This window comes from Perspicuibacillus lycopersici (genome assembly GCF_025660475.1).
Taxonomy (GTDB): Bacteria; Bacillota; Bacilli; order Bacillales; family Caldibacillaceae; genus Perspicuibacillus; species Perspicuibacillus lycopersici.
In genome coordinates this window covers 370,869-396,375 of record NZ_JAOUSF010000002.1, presented here as the reverse complement: position 1 = coordinate 396,375, position 25,507 = coordinate 370,869, and the positions used below count along the sequence as shown (strand labels likewise).

At 37.1% G+C, this 25,507-nt stretch carries 23 protein-coding genes; 18 read left to right on the top strand and 5 right to left on the bottom strand.

What is annotated here, in order from left to right:
* Positions 1-205: 205 nt before the first annotated feature.
* Entirely contained in the window at positions 206-1,237 is a 1,032-nt protein-coding gene (locus OEV98_RS05960) for a LacI family DNA-binding transcriptional regulator (protein ID WP_263072302.1), read from the bottom strand.
* A gap of 406 nt (positions 1,238-1,643) precedes the next feature.
* On the opposite strand from OEV98_RS05960, the gene OEV98_RS05955 reads away from it, so the two are divergent.
* The 8 genes from OEV98_RS05955 (at position 1,644) to OEV98_RS05920 (ending at position 12,609) form a co-directional block, all read left to right on the top strand.
* Positions 1,644-4,439, top strand: coding sequence for a beta-galactosidase (locus OEV98_RS05955; RefSeq protein WP_263072301.1), 2,796 nt, complete (start codon positions 1,644-1,646; stop codon positions 4,437-4,439).
* Positions 4,440-4,528: 89 nt separating this feature from the next.
* Positions 4,529-5,809: an ABC transporter substrate-binding protein gene (locus tag OEV98_RS05950; RefSeq protein ID WP_263072300.1), complete on the top strand. Its 1,281-nt coding sequence runs from the start codon at positions 4,529-4,531 to the stop codon at positions 5,807-5,809.
* A gap of 129 nt (positions 5,810-5,938) precedes the next feature.
* Positions 5,939-6,907, top strand: coding sequence for a carbohydrate ABC transporter permease (locus OEV98_RS05945; RefSeq protein WP_317633790.1), 969 nt, complete (start codon positions 5,939-5,941; stop codon positions 6,905-6,907).
* Positions 6,907-7,758, top strand: a complete 852-nt coding sequence (locus OEV98_RS05940) for a carbohydrate ABC transporter permease (RefSeq protein ID WP_263072299.1) — start codon at positions 6,907-6,909, stop codon at positions 7,756-7,758. Before OEV98_RS05945 ends, OEV98_RS05940 begins: the two co-directional genes overlap by 1 nt.
* A 218-nt stretch (positions 7,759-7,976) precedes the next feature.
* Positions 7,977-8,528: a CueP family metal-binding protein gene (locus OEV98_RS05935; protein WP_263072298.1), complete on the top strand. Its 552-nt coding sequence runs from the start codon at positions 7,977-7,979 to the stop codon at positions 8,526-8,528.
* Between the two features lie 1,108 nt (positions 8,529-9,636).
* Positions 9,637-10,683 carry a selenide, water dikinase SelD gene (selD, locus tag OEV98_RS05930; RefSeq protein WP_263072297.1) on the top strand — a complete coding sequence of 349 codons (1,047 nt, stop codon included), beginning with the start codon at positions 9,637-9,639 and terminating at the stop codon, positions 10,681-10,683.
* Between the two features lie 40 nt (positions 10,684-10,723).
* Positions 10,724-11,776, top strand: coding sequence for a tRNA 2-selenouridine(34) synthase MnmH (mnmH, locus tag OEV98_RS05925; RefSeq protein ID WP_263072296.1), 1,053 nt, complete (start codon positions 10,724-10,726; stop codon positions 11,774-11,776).
* 134 nt (positions 11,777-11,910) lie between these two features.
* Entirely contained in the window at positions 11,911-12,609 is a 699-nt protein-coding gene (locus OEV98_RS05920; RefSeq protein WP_263072295.1) for an HAD family hydrolase, read from the top strand.
* Positions 12,610-12,664: 55 nt separating this feature from the next.
* On the opposite strand, the gene murI is transcribed toward OEV98_RS05920, so the two are convergent.
* A complete protein-coding gene (gene murI / locus OEV98_RS05915; RefSeq protein WP_263072294.1) occupies positions 12,665-13,462 on the bottom strand; it encodes a glutamate racemase in 798 nt (265 codons plus the stop codon).
* Between the two features lie 249 nt (positions 13,463-13,711).
* Entirely contained in the window at positions 13,712-14,536 is an 825-nt protein-coding gene (locus OEV98_RS05910) for an aldo/keto reductase (protein ID WP_263072293.1), read from the bottom strand.
* 226 nt (positions 14,537-14,762) lie between these two features.
* Between OEV98_RS05910 and OEV98_RS05905 the strand changes: the two genes are divergently transcribed.
* Positions 14,763-15,077 (top strand): hypothetical protein, encoded by a 315-nt coding sequence (locus OEV98_RS05905; protein ID WP_263072292.1) that lies wholly within the window; start codon positions 14,763-14,765, stop codon positions 15,075-15,077.
* Positions 15,078-15,398: 321 nt separating this feature from the next.
* Here OEV98_RS05905 and OEV98_RS05900 read toward each other — a convergent pair whose 3' ends face one another.
* Entirely contained in the window at positions 15,399-16,121 is a 723-nt protein-coding gene (locus tag OEV98_RS05900) for a class I SAM-dependent methyltransferase (protein ID WP_263072291.1), read from the bottom strand.
* Between the two features lie 349 nt (positions 16,122-16,470).
* On the opposite strand from OEV98_RS05900, the gene OEV98_RS05895 reads away from it, so the two are divergent.
* The 6 genes from OEV98_RS05895 to OEV98_RS05870 all read left to right on the top strand — a co-directional run bounded on the left by OEV98_RS05895 (position 16,471) and on the right by OEV98_RS05870 (position 22,834).
* Entirely contained in the window at positions 16,471-16,902 is a 432-nt protein-coding gene (locus OEV98_RS05895; protein WP_263072290.1) for an NUDIX hydrolase, read from the top strand.
* Between the two features lie 432 nt (positions 16,903-17,334).
* A complete protein-coding gene (gene licT / locus OEV98_RS05890) occupies positions 17,335-18,177 on the top strand; it encodes a BglG family transcription antiterminator LicT (RefSeq protein WP_263072289.1) in 843 nt (280 codons plus the stop codon).
* A 126-nt stretch (positions 18,178-18,303) separates the two neighbouring features.
* A complete protein-coding gene (locus OEV98_RS05885) occupies positions 18,304-20,157 on the top strand; it encodes a beta-glucoside-specific PTS transporter subunit IIABC (RefSeq protein WP_263072288.1) in 1,854 nt (617 codons plus the stop codon).
* 85 nt (positions 20,158-20,242) lie between these two features.
* Positions 20,243-21,712, top strand: a complete 1,470-nt coding sequence (locus OEV98_RS05880; protein WP_263072287.1) for a glycoside hydrolase family 1 protein — start codon at positions 20,243-20,245, stop codon at positions 21,710-21,712.
* Positions 21,713-22,000: 288 nt separating this feature from the next.
* Positions 22,001-22,300: a hypothetical protein gene (locus tag OEV98_RS05875; protein ID WP_263072286.1), complete on the top strand. Its 300-nt coding sequence runs from the start codon at positions 22,001-22,003 to the stop codon at positions 22,298-22,300.
* Between the two features lie 108 nt (positions 22,301-22,408).
* On the top strand, positions 22,409-22,834 hold the full coding sequence (locus OEV98_RS05870) for a hypothetical protein (RefSeq protein WP_263072284.1): 426 nt from the start codon (positions 22,409-22,411) through the stop codon (positions 22,832-22,834).
* A 434-nt stretch (positions 22,835-23,268) separates the two neighbouring features.
* Here OEV98_RS05870 and OEV98_RS05865 read toward each other — a convergent pair whose 3' ends face one another.
* Positions 23,269-23,853: a helix-turn-helix domain-containing protein gene (locus OEV98_RS05865; protein ID WP_263072283.1), complete on the bottom strand. Its 585-nt coding sequence runs from the start codon at positions 23,851-23,853 to the stop codon at positions 23,269-23,271.
* Positions 23,854-24,120: 267 nt separating this feature from the next.
* Between OEV98_RS05865 and OEV98_RS05860 the strand changes: the two genes are divergently transcribed.
* From OEV98_RS05860 to OEV98_RS05850, 3 genes are read left to right on the top strand one after another with little or no spacing between them, the layout of a single operon-like run.
* Positions 24,121-24,450: a PadR family transcriptional regulator gene (locus OEV98_RS05860; RefSeq protein ID WP_263072282.1), complete on the top strand. Its 330-nt coding sequence runs from the start codon at positions 24,121-24,123 to the stop codon at positions 24,448-24,450.
* A complete protein-coding gene (locus OEV98_RS05855) occupies positions 24,447-24,821 on the top strand; it encodes a DUF1048 domain-containing protein (protein WP_317633789.1) in 375 nt (124 codons plus the stop codon). The genes OEV98_RS05860 and OEV98_RS05855 overlap by 4 nt, the downstream gene beginning before the upstream one ends.
* An 18-nt stretch (positions 24,822-24,839) precedes the next feature.
* Entirely contained in the window at positions 24,840-25,184 is a 345-nt protein-coding gene (locus OEV98_RS05850) for a DUF1048 domain-containing protein (RefSeq protein ID WP_263072281.1), read from the top strand.
* Positions 25,185-25,507 lie beyond the last annotated feature (323 nt).

The window sequence follows — 25,507 nt, the reverse complement described above, 5'->3', positions numbered from 1 at the left end:
ATTCCAAAAAAACAGGTTAAGAAATTGAAATCGACCAAGATAAAGTAAAGAAGTAACTGCAGAAGATCTGTACTGGACAAATCCAAATTGGAAAACTATGACGGCATTAAGGCAGAATGAAAAAAAGAGGTCCTGATCCGTGGAGGGTTAGGGCCTCTTCATTGAATAGCATCTTATACATCGTTCTTGATTAGTCGCAGCAATTTTAAACCTTTCTAGTGGATTCTCTAATGACTAGTTTTGTATCAATGATTTTACCCTTTATACCAACTTTGCCATCTTTTAAATTCTGAATAACTTTAACAATCTCGCTCGTTAAAATGTCGTAATTATGGTTAATGGTTGTTAAACTTGGATGGACAATATCTGATGGGAATATATCATCGAATCCGGTGAAGGAGAAGGTGCTAGTGGGAATTTTCTGTTCTCTACATTCTCTTATTGCACCATAGATTACTAAGTCGTTAATCCCAAGGATTGCTGTCGGCAACTGTTTGTTTTGTAAAAGTTGCTTCATTGCTGCTTTACCATCTTCTATACTAAATCCAGTAGGGATAACCCAATCTTGAATAAATTTTAGATTATATTTCTTCATTGCGCGTTTGAAGGCAACGGTCTTACAATCTGTTGAAGTTATGCCTTTAATACCACCGATTAAAGCAATCTCTTTATGGCCAAGTTCAATTAAATGGTCGATAATTAAATCGATACCCATTTCTTCATTCGTTCGAATTCGGTAGCAATTTACCCCTTTCATTTTACCATTTACCATGATAATCGGTACTTTATTCATAACCTCGAGTATTTCGTTTACTTCCTGATCCGATGGGTTAGATTTATTTATTCTTCCCCCCATAAATACGATGCATGCGACTCTTTTTTCAGTGAATTCTTTTAAATATTGTGATTCGACCTCACTTCTCCCCATTGAGTTACGAAGTAAAATATTAAAGCCAAGCTCTAGTGCCTTTCTTTCCACTTCGATATATACCTGGGAAAAGAAAGGGTTTGTAATATCAGGTAGAATAAAACCAATTGTATTGGTTTGCTTAGTTATCAAATTTCTGGCGGCTTCATTAGGAGTAAAGTCTACCTCGTCCATAATATTACGAACAAGCTGCCGGGTGCTTTCTTTGACAAGTGGACTACCTGTTAACACACGAGACACGGTGGTGGGGGAAACATTAGCCTTTTTTGCAATATCATAGATTGTTATGTTTTTTTTATGTTTAATCATCGAAAAGCCACCTCATTGAAACCGATTTCGTTATAAGTCAAATATAACGATTAATAAATTTTGTGTCAATTCTATTGTTCTACTGATATTTCAATAAAAATATAGAATGCGAGACTAATTTTTGGAGTGTATTCCAAATATATGTAATTATTATTGTTACTTCATAGGAATTAAATAGATTTCAAAATATTTTATAAAATTCTTGACACCTAAATTTACTGGTAGTATATTAAAAATGAAATCGATTTCAAAATATGTAATGGTTCTCATTAAATGAGAAGATGAATTTTTTAAAAGTTTTAGTAATGAAATTTTTTTACTCCTCTTTGGAACCGATTTCATTCCGCTGTATGAGGAGGAAAACGAAAAAATTATTCTTAAGTGAAAACTTCAAAGGAGGGGTAGAGTGGCGTCTGAAAATGTGAAACTATCAGCGAAAGGTTTGTCCATACTTAATAAGTCAGAAATTATCCTTTGCTCGTCTTTATTTTACTTCAGAATACCTAGGTCACTTTGGAAGGATCGTCTGAAAAAGGTTAAAGCTGGTGGCTACAACTGTATTGATGTATATTTTCCCTGGAATTTCCATGAAACAGAAGAGGGTGTTTGGGATTTTAAAGGGGAAAAAGATGTCGCGCGTTTTTTGAAATTAGCAGCTGAAGAGGGGCTATATGTTGTTGCTAGACCAGGTCCTTATATTTGTTCAGAATGGGATGGTGGCGCATTGCCTGCCTATTTACTGACAAAACCTGGTATTCAATTACGAGATGATAATGCTACCTTCCTATCATGTACTGCCAAGTGGTATTCGAAGATCATACCAATTTTATCTAAGTATCAAATTGGAAAAGAAGGTTCTATTATCCTTATGCAATTAGATAATGAATTAGATTTCTATAATTGCACACATCCTACTGAATATATTTCCGCCCTACGGGATATAGCCATTGAATATGGGATGGAAGTACCGCTAATTGTATGTGCTGGTCAAGGAGATATAGCTGGAGCAGGTGGAAATGCTGAGAATGTTATTCCGACATTAAATTTTTACCCGAATGATTGTGATCCAAATTTTGAAGAAAAAATTCATACGTACTATCAGTTTTTACAAAATAATAATCTTCCTTTATGCGTAACGGAAACGAATAGAAGTCATTTCCTATTAAGAAGATTGCTTAGTTCCGGAACAAAGCTATTGGGCCCGTATTTGCAAGCCTCAGGCTTTAATTTTGGGTTTACGAATGCGGTCAATAACTGGGGGGACCCTTTATCCTTCTTAACATCAGATTATGATTTTCATGGCATGATTACACCAACAGGAAAGTTGAGAAAAGAGTTCTTTGAAGGTATTTTACTAGGAGATATTTGTAAAACGTTAGGCCGGTCACTTGCAAATGCAGTTGTAGCTGAACATCACTCTTTTGAAGTAGAATCTGATCACGAGGGTACTAAGCTAAACGTGCTTCACCTAGAAAATGGTGGACAACTGATTGGGATACCGAATGTATTAAATGAAGAAATCAAAGTGAAATTAAAAAATGGGGAAACTTATTTTCCGAAACAACATGAAATCCGGATTGCCTCTACAACTTGTCCGTTTGTTCTATATGATGTTCCGTTAGCAACATGGGGAATGGAAGGGACGCTCCACTATGCGACAGCTGAATTAATACAAGCAACTCGAAAAGACCGTCACCTAGATTTGCTATTTCACTTAAACCATAATGGGGAAATATGTTTGATTTTTGAGTCAGAGGTTCAACAAGCTTCATCTGTAGTATCCATTCTTCCAGACCAACGAGGAATTGTAATTACAGTAGAAGACCTTTCCACGATAGACCGTGAATTTGATATTTTATTATGCGATGGGCAACGTTTTACTATCCGATTGACAAATAATGTACCTTTAGCTAGCAGGATTAACGAGGATCAATTAGCAACTGATTTGAGTGTAACGGAAGAAAGTAATACTTTATTAGATTTAGATTGGTCCTATGCAGAAATGAACGCACATGAAATTCCAGATGGTATAAAAACGTTGGAATTAGTAGATAGTCCTTGTTATCTAGAAGATGCGGGGATTTATCGAGGGTATGCCTGGTATGCAGGGGATATTTTATTGGAATCTCACAAACTTAAAGGGCTATACCTACAGAATGGTAGTGATATATTATCCGTTTACGTCGATAAAAAATATATCGGCACCTTTACTCCAGGTGGAGCGAACGAGTTCATCGCGGTTGCTGATGACTTTACGGAAAAAGCTAGCATAAAACTTTGTGTTCGCACAGAAATTTGGGGTCATAGTAACTTTGATGATTCTAGTGTGCCGGCATTAAAGTTAGATGCGAAGCGAGGAATCGGGAACATAATCGCAATTGTGGATCAAAAGCAAATTAGGGAAAATTGGACCTATTATCCAAATCTTACCGATACCACTGTACTTGCTGAAAACAATAACCGCTGGGCAGTAACCAATTGGGGAGGATGGTTTTCTGCTAAACCAATTAGTAAAGGAATTTACAAAAAACGTTTGTATATAGCTAAAAATCGTGTTAAAATCCTAGGTTTTTCTAAGCTTGATAGTTCCCTACGAATGTTTATCGATGGTAAGGATCTTGGAGTAATTCATCCAAAAAACCCTTATATAAACCTATCAACCTATGTAAAAGACAAGGATTATGTTGATATCTCCATTTATACAGAAAAAGAAAAATCACAAACATTAGGAGAAATCTATTTACTGGAAGGTATTCCAGTTACAAATTGGATATTAGCAGGTGACAATGAGAAAGGTTTTCATCAAATCGAAGCAGCTAGTAAAGCAGTAGCACTCCCATACGAGCTACCACTCACACTAGAACCAGGAAAAACGGGTTGGTTATTTAGTGAAATAGCAAAAGGGACAGAGGAAGAGAGCTATTCATTCCGTGTGAACGGGAATAACAGTAAAGTGACCGTACTTGTAAATGATCGATTGATTGGTCGTTTGTGGTTACCATCGTTAACAGCAAGACCAGTCTTTACGGGAGGACAGCAAAATCAATTGTTTATTCCTGCCTCTTATTTGGACCAACGACAAAATCGTATTTCAATTTTTATTGAAGCAGTTGATCCAGAAGGTGCAACAACTATCAATGGATTTCATTTTGAACCGATAGTAGAGACAGAATTTTTACCGGTTGCTAACACAATTTTGTAACCGCTAACATCTATTGAATAATTATAAATTATGATGTAAATAGATTTTGTTTACGAATCTAGTATATGAATATTCCGGGGGGAACTAAATTGAAAAGAAAATCATTATTGTTCATTCTTATTGGTATTCTTGTATCAAGTCTTTTTTTAGCTGGTTGTGGAAACGATGAAGCAAGTAGTGATGGAAAAGTAAAACTTACCTTCTCTATTTGGGGTGGGGAAACAGATAAAGCGGTTTATGAAGAACGGTTAAAATTAGCAAAAGAGAAATATCCTGATATCGATGTGGAATTGATCTACATACCAAGTGAATATGCACAAAAAGTTCAAACGATGATTGCTGGAAAAAAGGCGCCAGATATTATGCAGTTAGCGGAAGATGTTCATGCGTACTCTAGTAAAAATCAGTTAGCTCCGCTTAATGAATATATTGAAGAATCTGGATTGAATTTAAAAGAAAACTATGGCGAGGTATATGAGAACTACAGTCGCGATGGAAATGTATACGCATTACCAGATAGAGGTGGCTCGCTTATCGTTTACTATAACAAGGATCTATTTGATGCTGCAGGTTTAGAGTATCCGAATGAAAATTGGACATGGAATGATTTATTAAACGCTGCGAAAGAGTTAACAGTTGTTGAAAATGGCGAAGTAAAACAATGGGGATTTGTTGGTGGAGAATGGTGGCCACAATGGATGTCCTTCATGTATCAAAATGGTGGTGGCGTTCTAGATGAAGACGGAAACGTCATTATTAACTCTCCTGAAAGTGTTGAAGCAATGCAATTTGTTGTAGACACATACTATAAGTATAAAGTGGCACCAACGAGAGAAGACTTAGCGAACCTTGGAGATATTGGAGGAGACACTTTATTTGCACAAGGAAAATTAGCGATGAACTATACTGGATTCTGGGCAATGAGCACATCTAATTCTGTAGCTGAGTTAAACTGGGATATTGCTCCAATGTGGAAAAATAAAGAACCTGGAACTGTACCTTTTGGAAGTGGTTTAGGTGTATCAAGTCAATCGAAGCATAAAGAAGAAGCATATAAAATTATTGAATTTTTAACAAGTGAAGAAGGACAAATGCCAATCGTTGATAATAAACAAGATGCACCAGCAAACGTTAAAGTACTTGGTAGTGATGAATTTTTAACAAAAGACTGGGCAGCACATGAAATTAATGTAGATACATTTGCGAAATCTACAGAGGCTATGATCAAAGTACCTTATATTCCGGAATGGAATGAAATGCAAAAAGTCTTTGAGGATAACTTTGCAGATTTATGGCTAAATGAAGATGCGGATGTAAAAGCAATATTGGATAAAACACAAGAAGATTTAGAGGCGTTAATTGGAGACTAATCTAAATAAGAATGTCCTTAAGGAAGGAAACTGAATAAGTATGGTAGATGAGAATCTTTGAGGAACAAAGTTTCTCGTCTATCATTTTCAAAAATGAGGATATTTCTTATTACGAGGGAGAGTTATAAGTTGAACACAACGACTAATTCCGTAGTAAATAATAATGGTGAAAATCCAGTTCCAGAAAAAAATCGTGCAATAAAGGTAATATCGAAAGCTGCGAAAAAAGAACAGCGGTGGTTTTATATCTTCATCGCTCCATGGTTAATCGGTTTTATTGGATTTACCCTCGGGCCAATGATAGCATCTTTTGTTCTTAGTTTCACAGATTGGGACTTATTCACTGCTCCTAACTTTGTGGGGCTAGAAAATTATATTACTCTTTTTCAAGATGACGTGTTTTGGAAAGTAGTTTACAACACCTTCTTCTTCACGATCATTTCAGTACCGCTTTCTATCATTCTATCGTTAGGAATGGCCTACCTACTTGCGCAAAAAATAAGAGGTATTAAGTTTTTTCGAACGGTCTTTTATCTTCCTGTTTTAGTACCAGTTGTTGCATCATCCATGATTTTCAAATGGATTTTAGCCCCTGACACTGGTGTTATCAACCGATTTCTTTCCATCTTTGGAGTGGATGGACCTGCCTGGTTATTAGATCCAACGTGGGTAAAGTTTAGCTTTATTTTCCTAGCTATTTGGGGTGTCGGTGGAAATATGGTACTTTTACTCGCTGCGATTCAAGGTGTACCAGAAGAATTATATGAATCAGCAGAAATGGACGGGGCAAGTAAATTCCGTAAATTCTTCCATATTACCATTCCAATTATTTCACCCGTTATTTTCTTCAACTTAGTAATGGGATTGATCGGTAGTTTACAAGCTTTTACACAAATTTATATTCTCACGGGCGGTGGACCTAATAATTCAAGTAATATGATCGTACCTTACTTATTCTCAAATGCTTTTGAGTATTATAAGATGGGCTATGCTTCCAGTATTGCATGGGTACTATTTATTATTATCATGGTCTTTACACTCATCATTTTCAAATCTTCCTCAATCTGGGTCTACTATGAAAGTGAGGTTAAAAAGTAGTGTTTAAAAAAGTGGGATTAGTAGAAAAGGTAGTTCTTTATGCATTGTTGTCTGGAATCGGTGTTGCTCTAATTATTCCTTTTATTTATATGATTTCCATATCGCTAGCATCAGGTGAGACAGTAGCGAAAATGGAATTTACGATTTGGCCAAGGGAATTCACTTGGCATAATTTTGTCGAATTATTTTCCAATGCACAAATTCTTAATTATTTTAAAAATAGTATCATACTAGTTATTTTTGCCATCATTGGTCAGGTACTGTCGAGTTCCTTCGTTGCCTTTGGATTTTCTCGCTTAAATGGTAAAGGGAAGAACTTCTTATTTTTAGTCCTACTGAGTACAATGATGATACCCGGTCAGATTACGATGATTCCACAGTTCATCATTTTCTCTGAGTTGGGCTGGTTGAACACATTGCTTCCGATTATCGTACCAAACTTCTTTGCGAGTGCTTTTAATGTATTTTTACTAAGACAATTTATGTCAAGAATACCAAGAGAATTGGATGAGGCAGCAAAAATTGATGGATTAGGATATTTCGGTATTTATTGGAGAATTATGCTACCTTTGTTAAAGCCAATTTTAATCGCAGTAGCTATTTTTACGTTCAATGCCAACTGGGGTCTATTTATGGAACCACTAATCTATATAAATGATGTAGAGAAAATGCCATTAGCACTTGGTGTTCAAATCTTAAGTTCTACATTCAGTAGTCAAGCGGTCCCACCGTGGAACATTGTAATGGGTGCATCCTTATTATTAACTGTACCAATGTTACTTGTATTCTTCTTTGGTCAGAAATACATGTTTGAAGCTAACATCAATTCTGGTTCATCTGGATCAAAATAAAATATTATGGATAATAGAAACTGCAACTCGGACAAGGAGATAGACACCTTGTCCTTTTTTTATTGTGCGTGTGAAGAAAGAAAATGCTGACTGAAGGGGAAAGCAATGGTTAGTAAAGAGCAATAAATTGTTTAAAAAACCGCCATAATTATCTGTGTATCCATACCCTAATAGGGTATAAAATAAAGATATAATTGCATTAAAAGGGGGTAAATCCGATGAAAAAGAAATTACTATTTTTATGTATTGCTATACTACTTTCTATAAGTGGATGTGGGAATGCGATAAATCAAGATGCTGAGACTAGTGCGGATAGTCACCAGCTATCGAAAGGGGCAGATGTAAAGCAATTGGTAAATGATTATATCCAAGGGAAAGGTAACGATACATTCGCTTCCATCACTTCCACGCAATTAGTCGTTACCGATAGCAAAGAAAATCAATATACGTATGATTTGCCAGCAGATGAATTCTTCGTTTCCATTGCACCGTTCATCGAACAAACCCATCCTTGCGCCACCCACAGCTTGACCAATTGTCGAGGGGAAATGGTGGAAGAAGAATTTGCCGTAACCATCAAGGATATGGAAGGAAATGTTGTCGTAAATGATTCTCTTACATCTAATTCCCAGGGCTTTATTGACTTATGGCTGCCTCGAAATAAAGCATATACTATCAAAATTTCAGCAAAAGGGAAAACGGCAGAATCCAGATTCTCCACGTTTGAAGAGGATAACACATGTATTACGAATATGCAGTTGTTGAAATAGCAGTTGTTAAGGCATCCGATTTCTGAAAGAAGGTATCTCAAAAGGAAAGTGAGCAAGAATTTAGCTAGAAATCCGATAGATAGGGGGTATCAAAAGGAAAGTGAGCAAGGAATTGGCTCGAAATCTGATAGATAGGGGGTATCAAAAGGAAAGTGAGCTCGGAAATAGCTAGAAAATCTGCTAGATAAGAGGAATCAAAAGGAAAGTGAGCAAGAATTTAGCTAGAAATCCGATTGAGAAGAGGGATCAAAAGGAAAGCAAGCTCGAATATGGTTCGAAATCCGATAGATAGGGGGTTTCAAAAGGAAAGTGAGCAAGAATTTAGCTAGAAATCCGATTGAGAAGGGGTATCAAAAGGAAAGTGAGCGCGGAATTGGTTCGAAATCCGATAGATAGGAGGAATCAAAAGGAAAGTGAGCAAGAATTTAGCTAGAAATCCGATAGATAGGCGGTATCAAAAGGAAAGTGAGCAAGGAATTGGCTAGAAATCCGATAGATAGGAGCAATCAAAAGGAAAGTGAGCAAAAAATCGGCTAGAAATCCGATAGATAGGGGGTATCAAAAGGAAAGTGAGCAAGAATTTAGCTAGAAATCCGCTTGATAGGGGGTATCAAAAGGAAAGTGAGCGCGGAATTGGTTCGAAATCCGCATGACAAGAGCAATCAAAAGGAAAGCGAGCGAGAATTCAGCTTAAAAACTGCTTGACAAGAGGTATCAACACGAAAGCGAGCCCAATATTCCATCCCAAACCAGGTTAATCAAGTCAAGCCCCCACCCGAACCCGCCCCCCCAGTCCCGAACCCGCCCCCCCAGTCCCGAACCCGCCCCCCCAGTCCCGAACCCGCCCCCCCAGTCCCGAACCCGCCCCCCCAGTCCCGAACCCGCCCCCCCTCAGCCCCGCCCCCCACTCCTCAAACATCAATCCCCAAAAAAATTCCCCACCACCCAACCATCCGCCTCCTATTCTGTCTCTAATCCAAAAAATAGGTGTATAATATTTAATATAAGCACAGCACAGTTCCGGTTCCCATACCGGAAACAAAATGAAACCCAATCACACATTACCTATTCAACTGACAATATAAAATGAACGAAAGGTCGATGCCAAATGACAACACAAACGATCAAATTAACCTCACTTACAACAAAAGGGGGGTGTGGCTGTAAAATAGGTCCGTCCGATTTAGCAGAAGTCATGCATATGCTGCCACCACAAATACAGGATCCTAATCTACTCGTAGGACTAGACACAAGTGATGATGCGGGGGTTTATCGCCTAACCGATGACTTGGCGATGGTACAAACACTCGATTTCTTCACACCAATTGTCGATGATCCGTACGATTTTGGACAAGTAGCAGCAACGAATGCAATGAGTGATATTTATGCAATGGGCGGCAAGCCACTAACGGCACTAAATATTGTCGCATTCCCAATCAGCACATTAGACAAAAGCATTTTAGCGGAAATTTTACGTGGCGCATCCGATAAGCTACAAGAAGCAGGTGTCACACTTGTTGGTGGGCATTCCATCGATGATCAAGAACCGAAATTTGGGCTATCGGTTACAGGAATCGTGCATCCAAATAAAGTACTTACGAATGCAGGCGCAAAAGTAGGGGACAAGCTAATTTTAACAAAACCAATCGGAGTCGGTATTTTAACGACTGCTTTAAAAAGAGGACTGCTAACAACAGAACAAATTGACCGGGTAACAAAAGTCATGACGACATTAAATAAATCAGCGGCAGAAATCATAAAATCCTACGAGGTGCATGCTTGTACCGATGTTACAGGATTTGGTTTACTTGGCCATGCTACAGAAATGGCAGCAGGGGCACAAGTAGGATTAAAAATTAACAAAAACCAAGTGCCTATTTTAGAAGGGGCAAAAGCATTCGCAGAAAATGGCGTGCTTCCGGGCGGATCAAGAAATAACTATGCCCATGTAAAAAATATGGTGACTTTCTCCGAAGCAATCGACGAAACCGATCAATATATTTTATGTGATGCGGTTACATCTGGTGGACTATTAATCAGTGTTGCTAGCAGTGATGCAGAGACACTCCTTCACGAATTACAGCAAGCGGGACTTGAAGCAAGTATTATTGGTGAAGTTATCGCAGAACACGCTGGGCATGTACTAGTCGATTAATGTAGGTGATGGAAAACGGATCGCCACTGGAGGGAAAAGGATGTTTAGTGATATTACGGTAGAAAAATTAGTTCCATTACTAGAGGGACAAAAAATGGTGTTAATCGATGTACGTTCGCCCTCTGAATATAAAGATTTTTCCATCCCTGGAAGCATCAATATTCCTTTTTTTACCGATGAGGAACGGGCGGAAATTGGGACGATTTATAAACAAATTAGTGAAGCCGCTGCAAGAGAGCGGGGATTAGAAATTATTTCGGCAAAATTACCAGCATTTATTCGCGAGTTTCAGCAGATAGAAGGGGAGAAGACTGTATTTTGCTGGCGTGGTGGCATGCGCAGTAGAACAACTGCTACATTATTGGATTTAATGAATATTCATGTCCACCGCTTGGATGGCGGCATCCGTGCCTATCGAAAATGGGTAGTTCAAGAACTAGAAGCATTTCAGGTGCCCCGGACTGCTTACGTTTTAAATGGTTTAACCGGAACAGGAAAAACGAGAATATTAACGGCATTGCAAAAAGAAGGATATCCAGTAATTGATTTAGAGGGAATGGCCAATCATAAAGGCTCGATTTTTGGCCATATTGGACAAAATCCTCATAATCAAAAAATGTTCGACTCCTTGATGATTCATCAACTACGGAAATTACAAAGCGCACCATATATTCTTTTTGAAGCGGAAAGCAATCGAATTGGCAAAATAGTTATTCCGCCATTTTTAAGTGAGCTAAAGGATACATGTACACAGCTTATTATTGACATGCCGATGGAGGTACGGATTCAAGAAATTCTAGACGATTACCGCCCATGGGAATACCAAGCGGAATGCATGGAAGCTTTTTTACGAATAAAATCGCGCATCCACACACCAATTGCCAAGCAAATTGAAGAGGATTTACGCTCTAGTAATTTCGCATCCGCTGTTCGCCTACTACTAGAAAACTATTACGACGAACGGTATAATCATACAGCAAGCCAATATCCAGAAGCGCAGAAAGTGAAAATTAGTGTTTCTAGTATCGAAGAGGCAACAGAAGCAGTGAAAAAAATCGTTGCAAAGGGCATGAAGCCTGCAATGCTTAAATAAGGTACAATTTTTATTAATAGGTAAATGGAACAACTAACGCACGGTATTTTGTTCACCGTGCGCTTTTTTTGTGTGGATATTTCAAAAATCATCCATAAAATTATGCTACACTATAAAAAGATAATTAGCGGACAATGAAAGGCGGTGGGTTTCCCTTGAGTGGCTATAAAGCATTACTATTTGATTTGGATGATACTTTACTTGATCGGGATCTTGCAGTAGAAAAAATATTTAGCATTATTGTTGATAAGTATTATGGAGATGTTCATCATTTGCAAAGGAATGAAATGCTCGAGAAATTTAAGGAATACGATAAGCGAGATTATGGCAATGGCGATAAAACAAACGTATTGGAATCGTTATTTGCTGAATTTCCACCAAATAATCGACTGCCCGCCAGCTCGATTCAAAATTTTTGGAATACGTATTTTCCCAATTGCTTTTCTATCGATCAAACAACGATAAACATGCTTGACACAATGAAGCAGCTACAAGTGAAAGTGGGAATTATCACAAACGGCTTAACGCAAAGACAAAACGCAAAAATACGGAACACCCATTTGAATCATTGGTTTGACACCGTTATTATTTCGGAGGAAGTAGGGCTTCGTAAACCGGACAAACGCATTTTTGAACTAGCATTACAAAGGCTACAGGTGCTACCGGAAGAAGCATTATTTGTTGGCGATGACATAGAAAAGGATATTGGTGGATGTCAAAATGCAAACATCAAGGGGATATGGTTTAATCCGAAGCGATGCAAAAATGGTACGGAAATAGAGCCATTTGCCGAAATGGATTCGATTGCTCGATTAGTAAACTATTTTACATAAAAGAGGGTACCAATTCTTGTGTGAATTAGTACCTGTTTATGTTTGTGCATTTATTTTATACACCCGTTGTAATTGGGCTCATTCCATCTAACTTCTCTAACAACATTTTATAATTTGCTAATGTTTCTTTATCTTCCACCTTCACGCCAGATTTAAAGAAAATAATATCTCCTGTTCCGTCGTTCGTTTGCTCTTTCGCCTCTAAAATTCGTTTTAAGTTTTTCGCTGTTCCGACACTTCCTGAAATGATATCCACGCCTTCTGGAAATAGCTGTTTAATGCTATTTTCAAAAAATGGAAAATGGGTGCAGCCAAGGACAACCGTTCCGAATTGATCTAAATTCAATGAAGCTAGCTGTTCCTTTAAATATGGGATAACAAGCTCGGGACGAAATTCCAATTTTTCCGCGAATTCGACTAAACCAGGGAGAGGCAAGCTTTCCACTATATCGTGATGGTCGATTCGGTTTACAAGGTTATGAAATTTTTCCTCACGAAGTGTTAAACTAGTTGCCAGCACTAATACTTTTTTTCTTTTTCCTTTGCAGTTTTGGACAGCAGGCTTTACGGCAGGCTCGATTCCTAAAATCGGGAAATCATAGCGTTTTCGAAGGTCATCTACCGCAATACTTGTCGCTGTATTACATGCAATCACTAATGCTTTAATTCCTTGATTTGCCATGAAATCTACGGCTTCAAAAATATATTTCTTCACTTCTTCCTTGGGTTTTTCTCCATAAGGAACATGTGAGGTGTCTGCATAATATACGTAGTCATCCTTCGGTAAAAATCGCAATGCTTGATGAAGCACCGTCATACCACCGATCCCAGAATCAAAAAAACCTATTCTCATTACGTTCACTCTTCTCTTCCATTAATGCGATAAAATGCTAATATATCATATCATTTTATTATTACATATTCCTTACATATTAATAAAAATTTCACTGCATTTCAACTGATGATCATTGCTAATCAGTATGCGATATGTATTGGAATATATACAAAAAGTCGGAAAAAATTTGCACTAAAAAAGCAGTGCAAATTAGGCACTGCTTCTTTTAGCAAATTCTCGTTATGAGAATGGTAGGATCATTTGATATTAACGGTTATGCATTTCGTTCGGATGTGCACCTTTACGCTCATCACGATTTAAACCATTGATTGCTTCCATTTCACTTGCAGAAAGCTCGAAATCAAATACGTTGAAGTTTTCTTCAATACGAGATGGTGTAACCGATTTTGGAATGACAATGGTGTTATTTTGGATATGCCAACGTAACACAACCTGTGCAGCCGTTTTATTATGGGCACTTGCAATTTTTGTCACAACCTCATGGTTTAGCACTTCTCCACCTTGTTGTAATGGACTCCATGCTTCTACAAAAATATTATGTTTTGCACAGAAATCCTTTAAGGCAGTTTGTGAAAGGAATGGATGGCATTCTACTTGGTTAAGTACAGGTGTTACTTCGCACTCATTAAGTAGGCGTTCTAAATGTTCAATTTCAAAGTTACATACGCCAATAGCTTTTACACGGCCATCTTTGTATAGTTTTTCAAGTGCTTTATATGTATCCACATATTGGTCAAATTTAGGGGTTGGCCAATGAATCAAATATAAATCTACATAATCAAGGCCAAGTCGCTCTAAACTTTCATCAAAAGCACGTAATGTATTTTCGTATCCTTGGTCACTGTTCCATACTTTTGTCGTAATGAATAGCTCTTCCCGAGGAACACCAGCTTCACGGATTGCTTTTCCTACACCAACTTCATTACGATAAATCATCGCAGTATCGATGGAGCGGTAGCCAACTTCGATCGCCTTTTTCACTGCAACAGCAGCCTGATCATCCGCAACCTGCCAAACACCAAACCCAAGCTGAGGCATCTTTAACCCATTATTTAATGTTACATAATTCATTGTTCCTTCACTCCTATCACACTGATTTAATGCGTGAAAAAATCACAGTAATAGAATAGCAATCCGTTAAACAATTATCAAATATTTGGCACGATTGGCAGAAAAATATTTGTAGTCCATTGGTTATGATGCAGGTTATTCTTGATGAAGCACTACATTTTTATAGAGGTAAGCAATATTAACGAAAGGTGATAGCGCCAATACCGAGGAAAAAAATGGGAAAAAAGTGCAGCTTGAAAAAGAAGTGTCTTCTTTTTGTCCATTAGAAGAAGGAGAAGGAAAGCCGGAGCAAGTGGCAGAATTAGTTTGTTTCTTCGCTTCTGATAGCTCAAGTCATAAGCGGTACAGAAGTATCAAAAAGTATCAAGAAGTATCACAATTGCTTAAACGTCTTTTGGGAGTTTTGAAAGAATTATTAGGAATTTATATCCTAAAATTAACAATTAAAAAACTTTCATTACATAGAAAAGCACATGAAAAACCTTCTTCCAAAGAAGAGGCGGCAACCTCAAAAAAGAAGAAGGCTAAGAAAAAAGATTAATTTTAATGAGGCTGGGACAAAAGAATTTTTATGTAAGAGAATCCGAACAAAGTTAAGTAGATAAATTCGCACCGGAAATATACTTCGCTTTCCGCGGGCATGGCCTTAGCCTCCTCCTCCGCTACACTTCGTGCGGGGGCTTCGGCTCATGCTTTTCCCGCAGGAGTCTACGTATATTTCCTCCGCTATCCGAATGATTGTACGTCTTACATTTAAACATCAATTGCTATGTCCCAGCCTCAACACATCCATTTATTATGATATGCAATTCATTAAAAAAAATCTATTTTCTATTTTAATCATCTTTTCAGTTCTCTATAGTTAACATTTTGTTGCCGTTAAAATGTAGGTGGAAACGAAAGGTCCACTCCACCAGCCTTGCCATCCAGCATTTTTTAAAGTAACATTAACCATCCCTAGTTCCTCCACAACAGCTTTATATTCTTTCCCATAGCTTATATCTACAATGATTAATATACCGCCACTCTTTAGGACTCTATATGCTTCTTTTAATGCCTTTCTTCTATCCATTTTTTGTTTTATATTATGAATGGCCATATTACTTGTAACGAAATCAAAGCTGTTATTTTGAAAAGGAAGGCTACGCATATCCCCTGTAATTAGTTGAATTTGATTACTAACGCCTTCTATTGCAGCATTATTCATCGCAATGGATCGGTCATTTCCCGATTGATCTACTTTTCTCCACAAATCTATCCCTGTACCTTTTACGGTTTTTCCTAATGTTTTCACAATTAAATAAAAAATAGCACCACGACCACAGCCTAAATCTAAAAAGTGAGCATTTTGATTTAGCTTCCATTCAGAAAGAACTTTATTCCAAATTTGATATTTCCCCTTTAATGTAGTGTGCATATAAATAGATAGAAGGACACAGCAAAAGAGTCCATATCCAAAAAAATTATACGCCCACTGATGACCGGCAGATACAAAAAGAAATCCTATTAAGAAGAGTGCAAGTATAAAAATAGAGTAGCTCACAGGGACAAAGGGAGCATCTATCCCATATTTCGCTTTTTTCATGTACATCCTCCTAGTTTCTAATATATAAATCATTATATGATAATTAGATGCAGAAAGATGAGATTATATAAAAAATTCTAAAAATGTTAATGGAGTGGATTGTTGCTTCTGTTATTTGTGTGTTAAAAACTGCAGGAGGATAACAACCGGATAAGGGATACATACGAGTTAGTCTACCATTTTTTAATTGTAGTAGGGGGAAGCAATCCTTTAAGGTGGAAGGTAGCTGCATGTTGACAAGTCATTTACCGGAATTGAAAATTGAATTTTTAGGAAAATCACTTTAATTTTAATAGAATAGTGATAATATTAATACAACAATAATAATAAGTCACTAGGAGGAAACATGATGGAACAAAATATAGTACCTACTTTCACCCCACCTAAACATATTGTTTCAGCAGCAACAATTGTGCTGAATGAAAAAAAGGAAATTTTATTAATTAAGGGTCCGAAACGAGGCTGGGAAATGCCAGGTGGCCAAGTGGAAGAGGGAGAATCGTTGAAGGACGCAGCCATTAGGGAAACGAAAGAGGAATCGGGTATTGATATTGAGGTAATAAAATTTTGTGGGATCTTCCAAAATGTGAGTAAATCGATTTGCAATACATTGTTTTTAGGGAAGCCTATTGGAGGGGAATTCGCAACCTCATCCGAAAGCTTGGAAGTAGGCTACTTCCCAATTGAACAAGCATTGGAAATGGTAACGATAGGGAATTTCCGACAAAGAATCGAGTACTGCTTGGATGAAAGTAAGCATCCGTTTTATATAGAATTTTAAGTGCTTTTTTTAAAAATATGTAGATGGTGTAAATTCTGCCTTCCTGCTAGGAAGCAAGATGTCTAGCTCTCCACAGTAGATTACTTGAAACTTCGACATTTCTAGCATTCTATCTAAAGGATAAAACTAATTCGATAAAAAATTTTAAATTCGATTTAAAATTTTTTTACAAAAATAATTGACGAGATGGAAATTCTGTATTATCTTATATTTAGAAAGCGTTTTACATTTATTAAAGTTAATATTACAGGGTGTAACTGTATAAGGCATTACCTGGATTGATTTTCATATAGCTAACGGGATTTACCTGTTTGCATATGGATCAGTTCAGGTAATTTTTGTTTATTAGGGAAAAATAGTTTAATCAAATAATGTTATCGTTACAAAATAAATGGAAACGCTGTTGTCGCGATATAGAAAAGGGGTGATAGGATGAAATTAAAGAAGGCGTTGAACAATAATGTTGTTTTAGCCAAAGATGCACAACATCAAGAAATGGTTGTTTTCGGAAATGGAATTGGCTTTAAGTTAAAGCCTGGTGATCCAATAGATGAAAATAAAATTAGTAAAGTTTTTACACTTCAGACAGAGGATTTAACACGTCAAATTGCCAGTCTTTTAAAGGAAGTGCCACTTAAGTATTTTGAAATAGCAGAAGAGATTGTAGCTTACGCACGCGGGAAACTCAATGCTTCTTTAAGTGACTATCTACTGGTAACGCTTACCGACCATATCTATTTTGCCGTCAAGCGCTATGAAAATGGACAAGAAATTCGCAATGTTTTGTTATGGGAGGCTAAAAAACTCTATAAAGTAGAGTTTGAAATTGGACTTAAAGCATTGGATATCATTGAGGAGAAAACAGGAATTCGCTTTAATGAGGATGAAGCAGGTTTTATCGCAATGCATATAGCAAATACGCAGTTTGATGGGAATGAGATTGAAAAAACCATTAAGATTACAAAATTTACGCAAGACATTTTAGGAATTATTAAATATCATTTTGGACTTGTTTTTGATGAGGAATCATGGAATTACGGCAGATTGGTTACTCATTTGAAGTTTTTTGCACAAAGAATCCTATCCAATGATCATATAGAGAATGAGGATGATTACCTATTTGAGCAAGTACAGCAAAAGTATGTAAATGCTTTTGATTGTGTAAAGAAGATTGAAAAATATGTTTTAAACGGATATGGGACACAAATTACTAAGGCAGAAATGGTTTATCTTGTGCTGCATATCAATCGTGTCACAAATCGTCAGGAAAACTAAATGATGATAAACAGGGTGTTACTGTTAAGGCATTACCTGGAATGATTGAAGGAGATAGAACTATGCATTCTATTTTTAATCCTTCACTCATTTCAGGTTTTTTTTATAAAAGAAGGAGGAAACATGATGGCTAATCGAATGGAACTAGCAAAATTAATCATCGAAAACGTTGGCGGAGAAGAGAATGTAGCTAGTCTTTATCATTGTATGACACGTCTACGTTTTAAATTAAAGGATGGAAAGTCATTTAATAAACAAGAATTGGAGAATATACGAGGTGTTGTTAAGGCAGTAGAAAGTAACGGACAATACCAAGTGGTAATTGGAAATGACGTAGGAGATGTATACCAAGCGATAATGAAACAATACGCAATAAAAAGTGCATCCAATGGGGAGCAGAAACAGAAAAAAGAAGGGAATGTAATCGCTAGACTATTTAATATTATGTCCAGCATTATCACTCCAATGGTGCCTCTGTTAGCTGGTTCTGGTATGTTAAAAGCGTTACTTGTTATTTGTACTACGTATTTCGGGATGTCTGCTACTGGTAGTACTTATCTAATTCTATCCGCAGCATCCAATGCAGTGTTCTTCTTTTTCCCAATATTTTTGGCGTTTTCCGCTGCACGAACATTTGGCACTAATCTTTTTGTTTCGGCTGCAATAATGGCTGCACTACTGGAACCAAATTTTACTGGCTTGATGAAGGATATAGGAGATGTGGTTGATTTCTTAGGAATTCCAATCGTCATGTTTAAATACAGTGGACAAATTATCCCCGCGATTTTAGCGATTTGGTTATTCTCGTATCTTGAAAAATTCTTAAAACGTTGGATTCCAAAAGTCATTGAATCCTTTGCAGTACCGATGCTGTCACTTCTAATTATGGTACCATTAACTGCCGGTATCATTGGCCCTGTCGGCGTATATTTAGGGAATGGAATTGCAGACGGAATAGACTTTTTAAATAATCAAAGTGGAATGTTAACGGGTGCAATTATTGGTGCTGGATGGACCTTCTTAGTTATGTTTGGTATTCATTGGGGTGTCGTACCAGCAATGTTGAATAACTTGAGCACAAAAGGTTTTGATACGATTCGTCCTCCTGTTGCTAACGCTACGTTCGCTCAGGCAGGTGTTGCATTTGGTGTATTCCTTAAAGCAAAGGATAAACAGTTAAAATCAGATGCTTTAGCAAGTATGATGCCTGCAATTCTTGCGGGTATAACGGAACCGATAGTATATGGATTGTCTGTAAAATATAAACGTCCAATGATAGCTGCAGTAATCGGTGGTGGGATTGGTGGTGCCTTTGCAGGTGCTATGAAAACAACAGTTATTGCATATGTGTTCCCAGCACTAACGACACTTCCTGCATTTATGACGAATACATTTGTATATTACATTATTAGTATAACTGTTGCATTTGTTGTTACAGCTGTATTAACCTATATTCTCGGTTTTGACGAGGATATAAAATCACCTATTAAGGAAGAGAAAGCACAAAAAATGACGGATGTGAAGCGCCTAACGGTTTTATCACCGATTTCGGGTGACATAGTTCCATTACAACAAGTTAAAGACCCTGTTTTCGCAACAGAAGCGATGGGGAAAGGGATTGCAATCCTTCCTAAGGAAGGGAAAGTGTTTGCGCCTGTGTCTGGTGAAGTTTCAACGTTGTTCCCAACTGGACATGCGATAGGTTTAACTTCTGAAGAGCAAATAGAAGTGCTGATTCATATCGGGTTGGATACGGTACAATTGGAAGGAAAATATTTTAAAGCTCACGTAAAACCAGGAGAAAAGGTTAAACAAGGTCAATTACTAGTTGAATTTGATATGGAGAAAATTAAAGCTGCAGGCTACGATGTAACGACTCCGATCATTATTACAAATTCTGATCAATACTCGGATATCATAGAAACTAATCAACAAACGACTACTAAACAAGAAGTATTATTAACAGCAGTTATTCTATAAACAACTATTATATAAGTATATTATTGGCTATAGGCTTCCTACCATTGGGAGGCCGACTATTTAAACAAAAGGTAGGTTTTAAAAGATGCAAAAACAAATGGTATTTCCAAATGGATTTCTTTGGGGAGGAGCAATCGCAGCTAACCAGGTTGAAGGTGCATGGGATGTTGATGGAAAAGGAATGTCTGTTGCTGATGTTGCAAAATTGAAACCAAACATTGCCGTTTCGGATTATAAAAATCAATGGCATGTAGGCTCAAAGGATATTAAGGAAGCAATGGCTACGGTTGATCCTTTATATTATCCGAAAAGAAGAGGAATCGATTTCTACCATCATTATGAGGAAGATATTAAATTATTTGCGGAAATGGGCTTTAAAGTATTACGACTTTCGATTGCATGGACGAGAATCTTTCCAAACGGAGTGGAAACAGAGCCAAATCAGGCTGGTTTAAATTTCTACCGACGTGTATTTGAAACACTTAAAAAATATCACATTGAGCCTGTAGTAACTTTGTCTCATTACGAAATGCCTCTTTATTTAGTTAATCATTACGACGGTTGGGTTTCACGTGATGTTATCGACTTTTTTGTAAGATTTTCTAAAGTTGTCTTCAATGAATATAAGGATTTAGTAAAATATTGGATTTCTTTTAATGAGATTGATAGTGTATTCCGCCATCCATTTACAACCATTGGTGTAGTAGAAGACAAATATGAAAATCAGGATCGGTTGGATGAAGCGATTTACCAAGCAGTTCACAATCAATTTGTAGCTAGTGCATTAGCAACTAAATATTTGAGAGAAATCAGTCCAGATGCGAAAATGGGTGCGATGATTACTAAGACCCAAACATATCCAGAAACATGCAACCCGAAAGATGTTTTATTAGCCTCACAAGCCAATCGTAAAAATTATTTTTACTCTGATGTTCAAGTTCGAGGTGAATACCCTTCTTATATTCTAAAGGAATTTAAGGATCGTGGGTTAAATGTAGATTTTGGAGATAATGATTTAGAAGTTTTGAAAAAAAATACAGTTGATTATTTATCTCTAAGCTACTATATGTCTCGAGTTGTTTCGGTTGATATGGATTCAAAAGAAATCACAGGAGGAAATTTAACTTCTGGAATAAAAAATCCATACTTAGAGACATCTGACTGGGGTTGGCAAATTGACCCTATCGGCTTACGAATTGGTTTAGTAGACTTATATGATCGTTATCAGATTCCGTTGTTTATCGTGGAAAACGGCCTAGGAGCGAAGGATCATTTGAAAGCGGATGGTACGATAGAGGATGATTATCGAATTGACTACTTCCGTTCTCATATAGAACAAATGTATGAGGCAATTCAAGAAGGTGTAGAATTAATGGGCTATACTCCATGGGGCTGCATTGATTTGATTAGTGCTTCTACTTCCCAAATGGATAAACGATATGGTTTCATTTATGTAGATGCTGATGATTTCGGTCAAGGAAGTTATCAACGCATACCGAAAAAATCTTTTTATTGGTATAAAGATATTATTGAATCTAATGGTGCTAGCTTATAGAGATAGTCTGACATGGGGTGAAGATTTTAATCTTCGCCCCCTTTCTATTAGGAAAAAGTAATGTGGATTAACAGATAGTTTCTATGTTTTATAATCTAGTATCATATTAAATATGTCCAACTGAATATTTGCAAAATTATGTAGGATTTCCTAATCTTTTGTCGAATTAGTACATATTGGAAAAAGGGGGAATTCGTATGAATACAAAATCCACTAACAAAGAGGCTAGCGATTACAATTAAAAAGGTGGAGATTTCTATTAATATTGCAATGTTTGATGTGAACATAATGATGAATGATCAAAATTTAACGGAAAGGGAAATGAAAATAATTGAAGTATTATTTCTTAATCTATGTGCACAAACAAGTGCACGAATTACGAATAAAGGGATGGCACTAACTCCGTTAGAAAAAGTGGAGGAAGCTACTATCTTTCATTACCAATTTGCCTGGCAATCTGCCATTGAACGTGCGCAATATGAGGAAATTGTCGAAGGTATTAAAAGACAAATCGGAAATGCACTGAAAATGTGCGGATTACCAGAAGCAAATATTCATTTTACAGAGAACGCTTATTTAAATCAATAATAATTACGCTTTACTGAGATTAGGCTAAATCGAAATACTCAGATCAAAATCATACAATGGCAGTAACCCATTTTTTGCATATGAATGTAATGAATGGGGTGAGAAATATTGTATGCTCAAACCGGCAGGAAAAGCAATTCGAAGAACAGAACTAGTGATGTAGACAATAAGGAATTGATTGCTCAACTGGAGAAGGACGTTTCTGTGGCAATCTGGATACAAGCCATCGGCAAGGTGATGGAGGTAATTTACTTGACCAAGCTATTACTTATAGATGAGGATGCCAGTGCAGATCAAAATGAAAGACAAGTAGTCGAAGGAGTATGGATTCAAACCATCGGCCAAATTATCGAAGCGATAAGTGTAACAAATCAACTCCTCGCAAGAACAGATCCAATTAGGCTGAGTGCAACATCGGCAGCCAATATTGGAGACTGGCTGCAAGGTATTGGGTCCATTTATGAGGCATATGCCGGAAGACAGATAATCACAAAGGAAAAAGAGGCGCTGTTTTCAAATATTCTTGTCCCATAAAGGCAAATGAATAGTGCAAAATCAAAAAGAGGCTGGGACAAAAGTATTTTTATGTAAGAGAATCCGAATCAAAGATAAGTAGGTAAATTCCCTTCGGAAATATACTTCGCTTTCCGCTGGCATGGCCAAAGCCTCCTCCTCCGCTACACTTCTTGCGGGGTCTTCGTCTCATGCTTTTCCCGCAGGAGTCTACGTATATTTCCTCCGCTATCCGAATGAATGTTCATCTTACATTTAAACATCAATTGTTATGTCCCAGCCTCTTCCATAGAAAAAAATGTTGAATAATATAGGAATCCACATACTTTTTCATGAAGTAATGAATAGCCTACCCATTGATATAAATTTAAAGCAGATATTTAACATTTTCCCCATATTATCTGGACTATTTTCTTGAAAATTGCTTCTTTTATATATGACCTACATTTTCTACTTTACACAAGCTGATATAATAAACCAAATTGAGTATCATACCATACTAATTTACCGTGCTTTCTTTTCGGAATGCGTACTTGTAAGCCCCATTCCGGATACTGCTTCAAAATTTGCACCTGATCCCCCGTTGCAAACGCGATAAATGATATATAATGCGCTTTTGTCATCGGATGGTCGCTCGAAATAAACCATTCATTATCCACTTCTGTAATGGATAGCTTTTCTTCATCGGCCGCTTTCTTTGCCTCTAATAGCTCTAGCTTTCTCCCACAGCACGATATCGTGACATTTCCTGTTGCAAAGCCAATATTATGGCAGGATGGACAAACAAAATAATGTGACTTTTTCATATTCCCTCCAATAAATTCATTCGGTGACAAATCACCTTCTAAAATATTTTCTATATTTACTCCCAGTAGGTTCGAAAGACTCGCTAACAATGTAACATCTGGACATCCGTATCCACGCTCCCACTTAGAAATTGTTCGATCGGAAATGTTCATTTGATCTGCTAATTGCTTCTGTGTAAAACCTTTTTCCTTTCGTAAATGGTAAATCAATTCTCCAACTTTACGATTATCCATTTGACACGCCTCCTACTCTACTTCATCATAGAGTTTTCTGGTCATTGAAGCAACAAACGTTCCGTAGAGTTGTAGCACCCAATGGTTTTTCTCCGCAAGAAAAAAATTTGAAAATCGAGTTGACTCTCCAACTACTCAGTGTTACAATATACTTGTAATAAGCAATACTTAATAGCGTCAGTTCCTACAGGCTATTAAGTTTAAATTTTTCCTCGGTACTAAGTATTACTGAATATAAGTCAGACAAAATAGAGGAGGCAATGAAACGTGGAAAATTTAACCGAAATGCTGAAAGGTTCATTAGAAGGCTGTGTGCTGGAAATCATTAGCCGCCATGAAACCTATGGCTATGAGATTACCCGCCGTCTAAACGAGCTAGGCTTTACCGAAGTGGTAGAAGGGACGGTCTATACGATCCTTGTGCGATTAGAAAAAAAGAAGCTGGTGAACATAGAAAAGAAACCGTCCGACATGGGACCACCGCGGAAGTTTTATTCCCTTAATGAGGCAGGGCGCCAGGAGCTTGCATTGTTTTGGGAAAAATGGGATTTTGTATCATCAAAAATTAATAGCCTAAAGAAGGGAGAAATACGATGAAGAAATTTATTGAACTAATTATTGGCGATATTGAAAGTAAAAAGGAATACAAAGCATTCACGAAAAAAGTAAATTCCTTACCGAAAGATTACGCCTTTGTGTTTAAAAAAATTCAAAAGTACATGTGGAATTTCGGATATGGATTTGGTGAAGAAATTATTCACTTGTATGAACTGTTTGAAGCTAGTGCAGCAGAAGGAAAGCATGTGCTAGATGTTACCGGTGAAGATGTAGCGGCATTTGCCGACGAATTGATGGCACTTTCCAAACTAGAGGAAGAATCTTCGAGTACGAAAGAGCCAGTAGATTGGAAAAAAGAAATAGAGAGTCGAGTAGAACAGCAAATGAAAATATGGACGAATAAAAAATAAGAAGGAAGGTTTCATACGATGGTAAATTTTATCCGAAAGATGTTGGAAGATAAAAAGGAATATAGAGAAATGATGGCACGTGTAGAAGCTTTACCAAGCGACTACGAAGAAACCTATAAAAAAATCTGTAACTATATGTGGAGCTTCTCTTCTGGAAGTGGCATGGATATGCTGAGAATTCAGTACGATCTCATTGATTTGTTTGAGGAAGGTGCGGCAGCTGGTAAAAACGTATGGGAAGTGACAGGTGAAGACGTGACAGCATTTGCCGATGGACTTATGGAACAGGCGAAAAGATGGGATAATAAGTTTCGCAACAACTTGAACAAAAGCATTATGAATCGTTTAGGGAATAAAAAATAATGGATAAAAGCCCAGCTGATTAGCTAGTTCAGATGGGAATGGCTAATAGCTATTCCGTTATTTTTTGCATGGTAGTAAGTAATACTGATTATTAGTAAGACTGAATAGCGAAATAGCGCTAGTTCCGCATAGTCACCTCTAAAAAGGAGGAAAAGGAATGAATAATCATACAGCAATTTCAGTGAAAGGATTAAAAAAATCTTTAACCATTGGTTTTCGATAGTTTCCTTCTTTTGCTTTTGTACTTTTTGAAACATTTGATTAGCTCTTTCAATGATAGTTGTTTATCACTTTCATGATCAATTAATTTCAGGGATAATTTG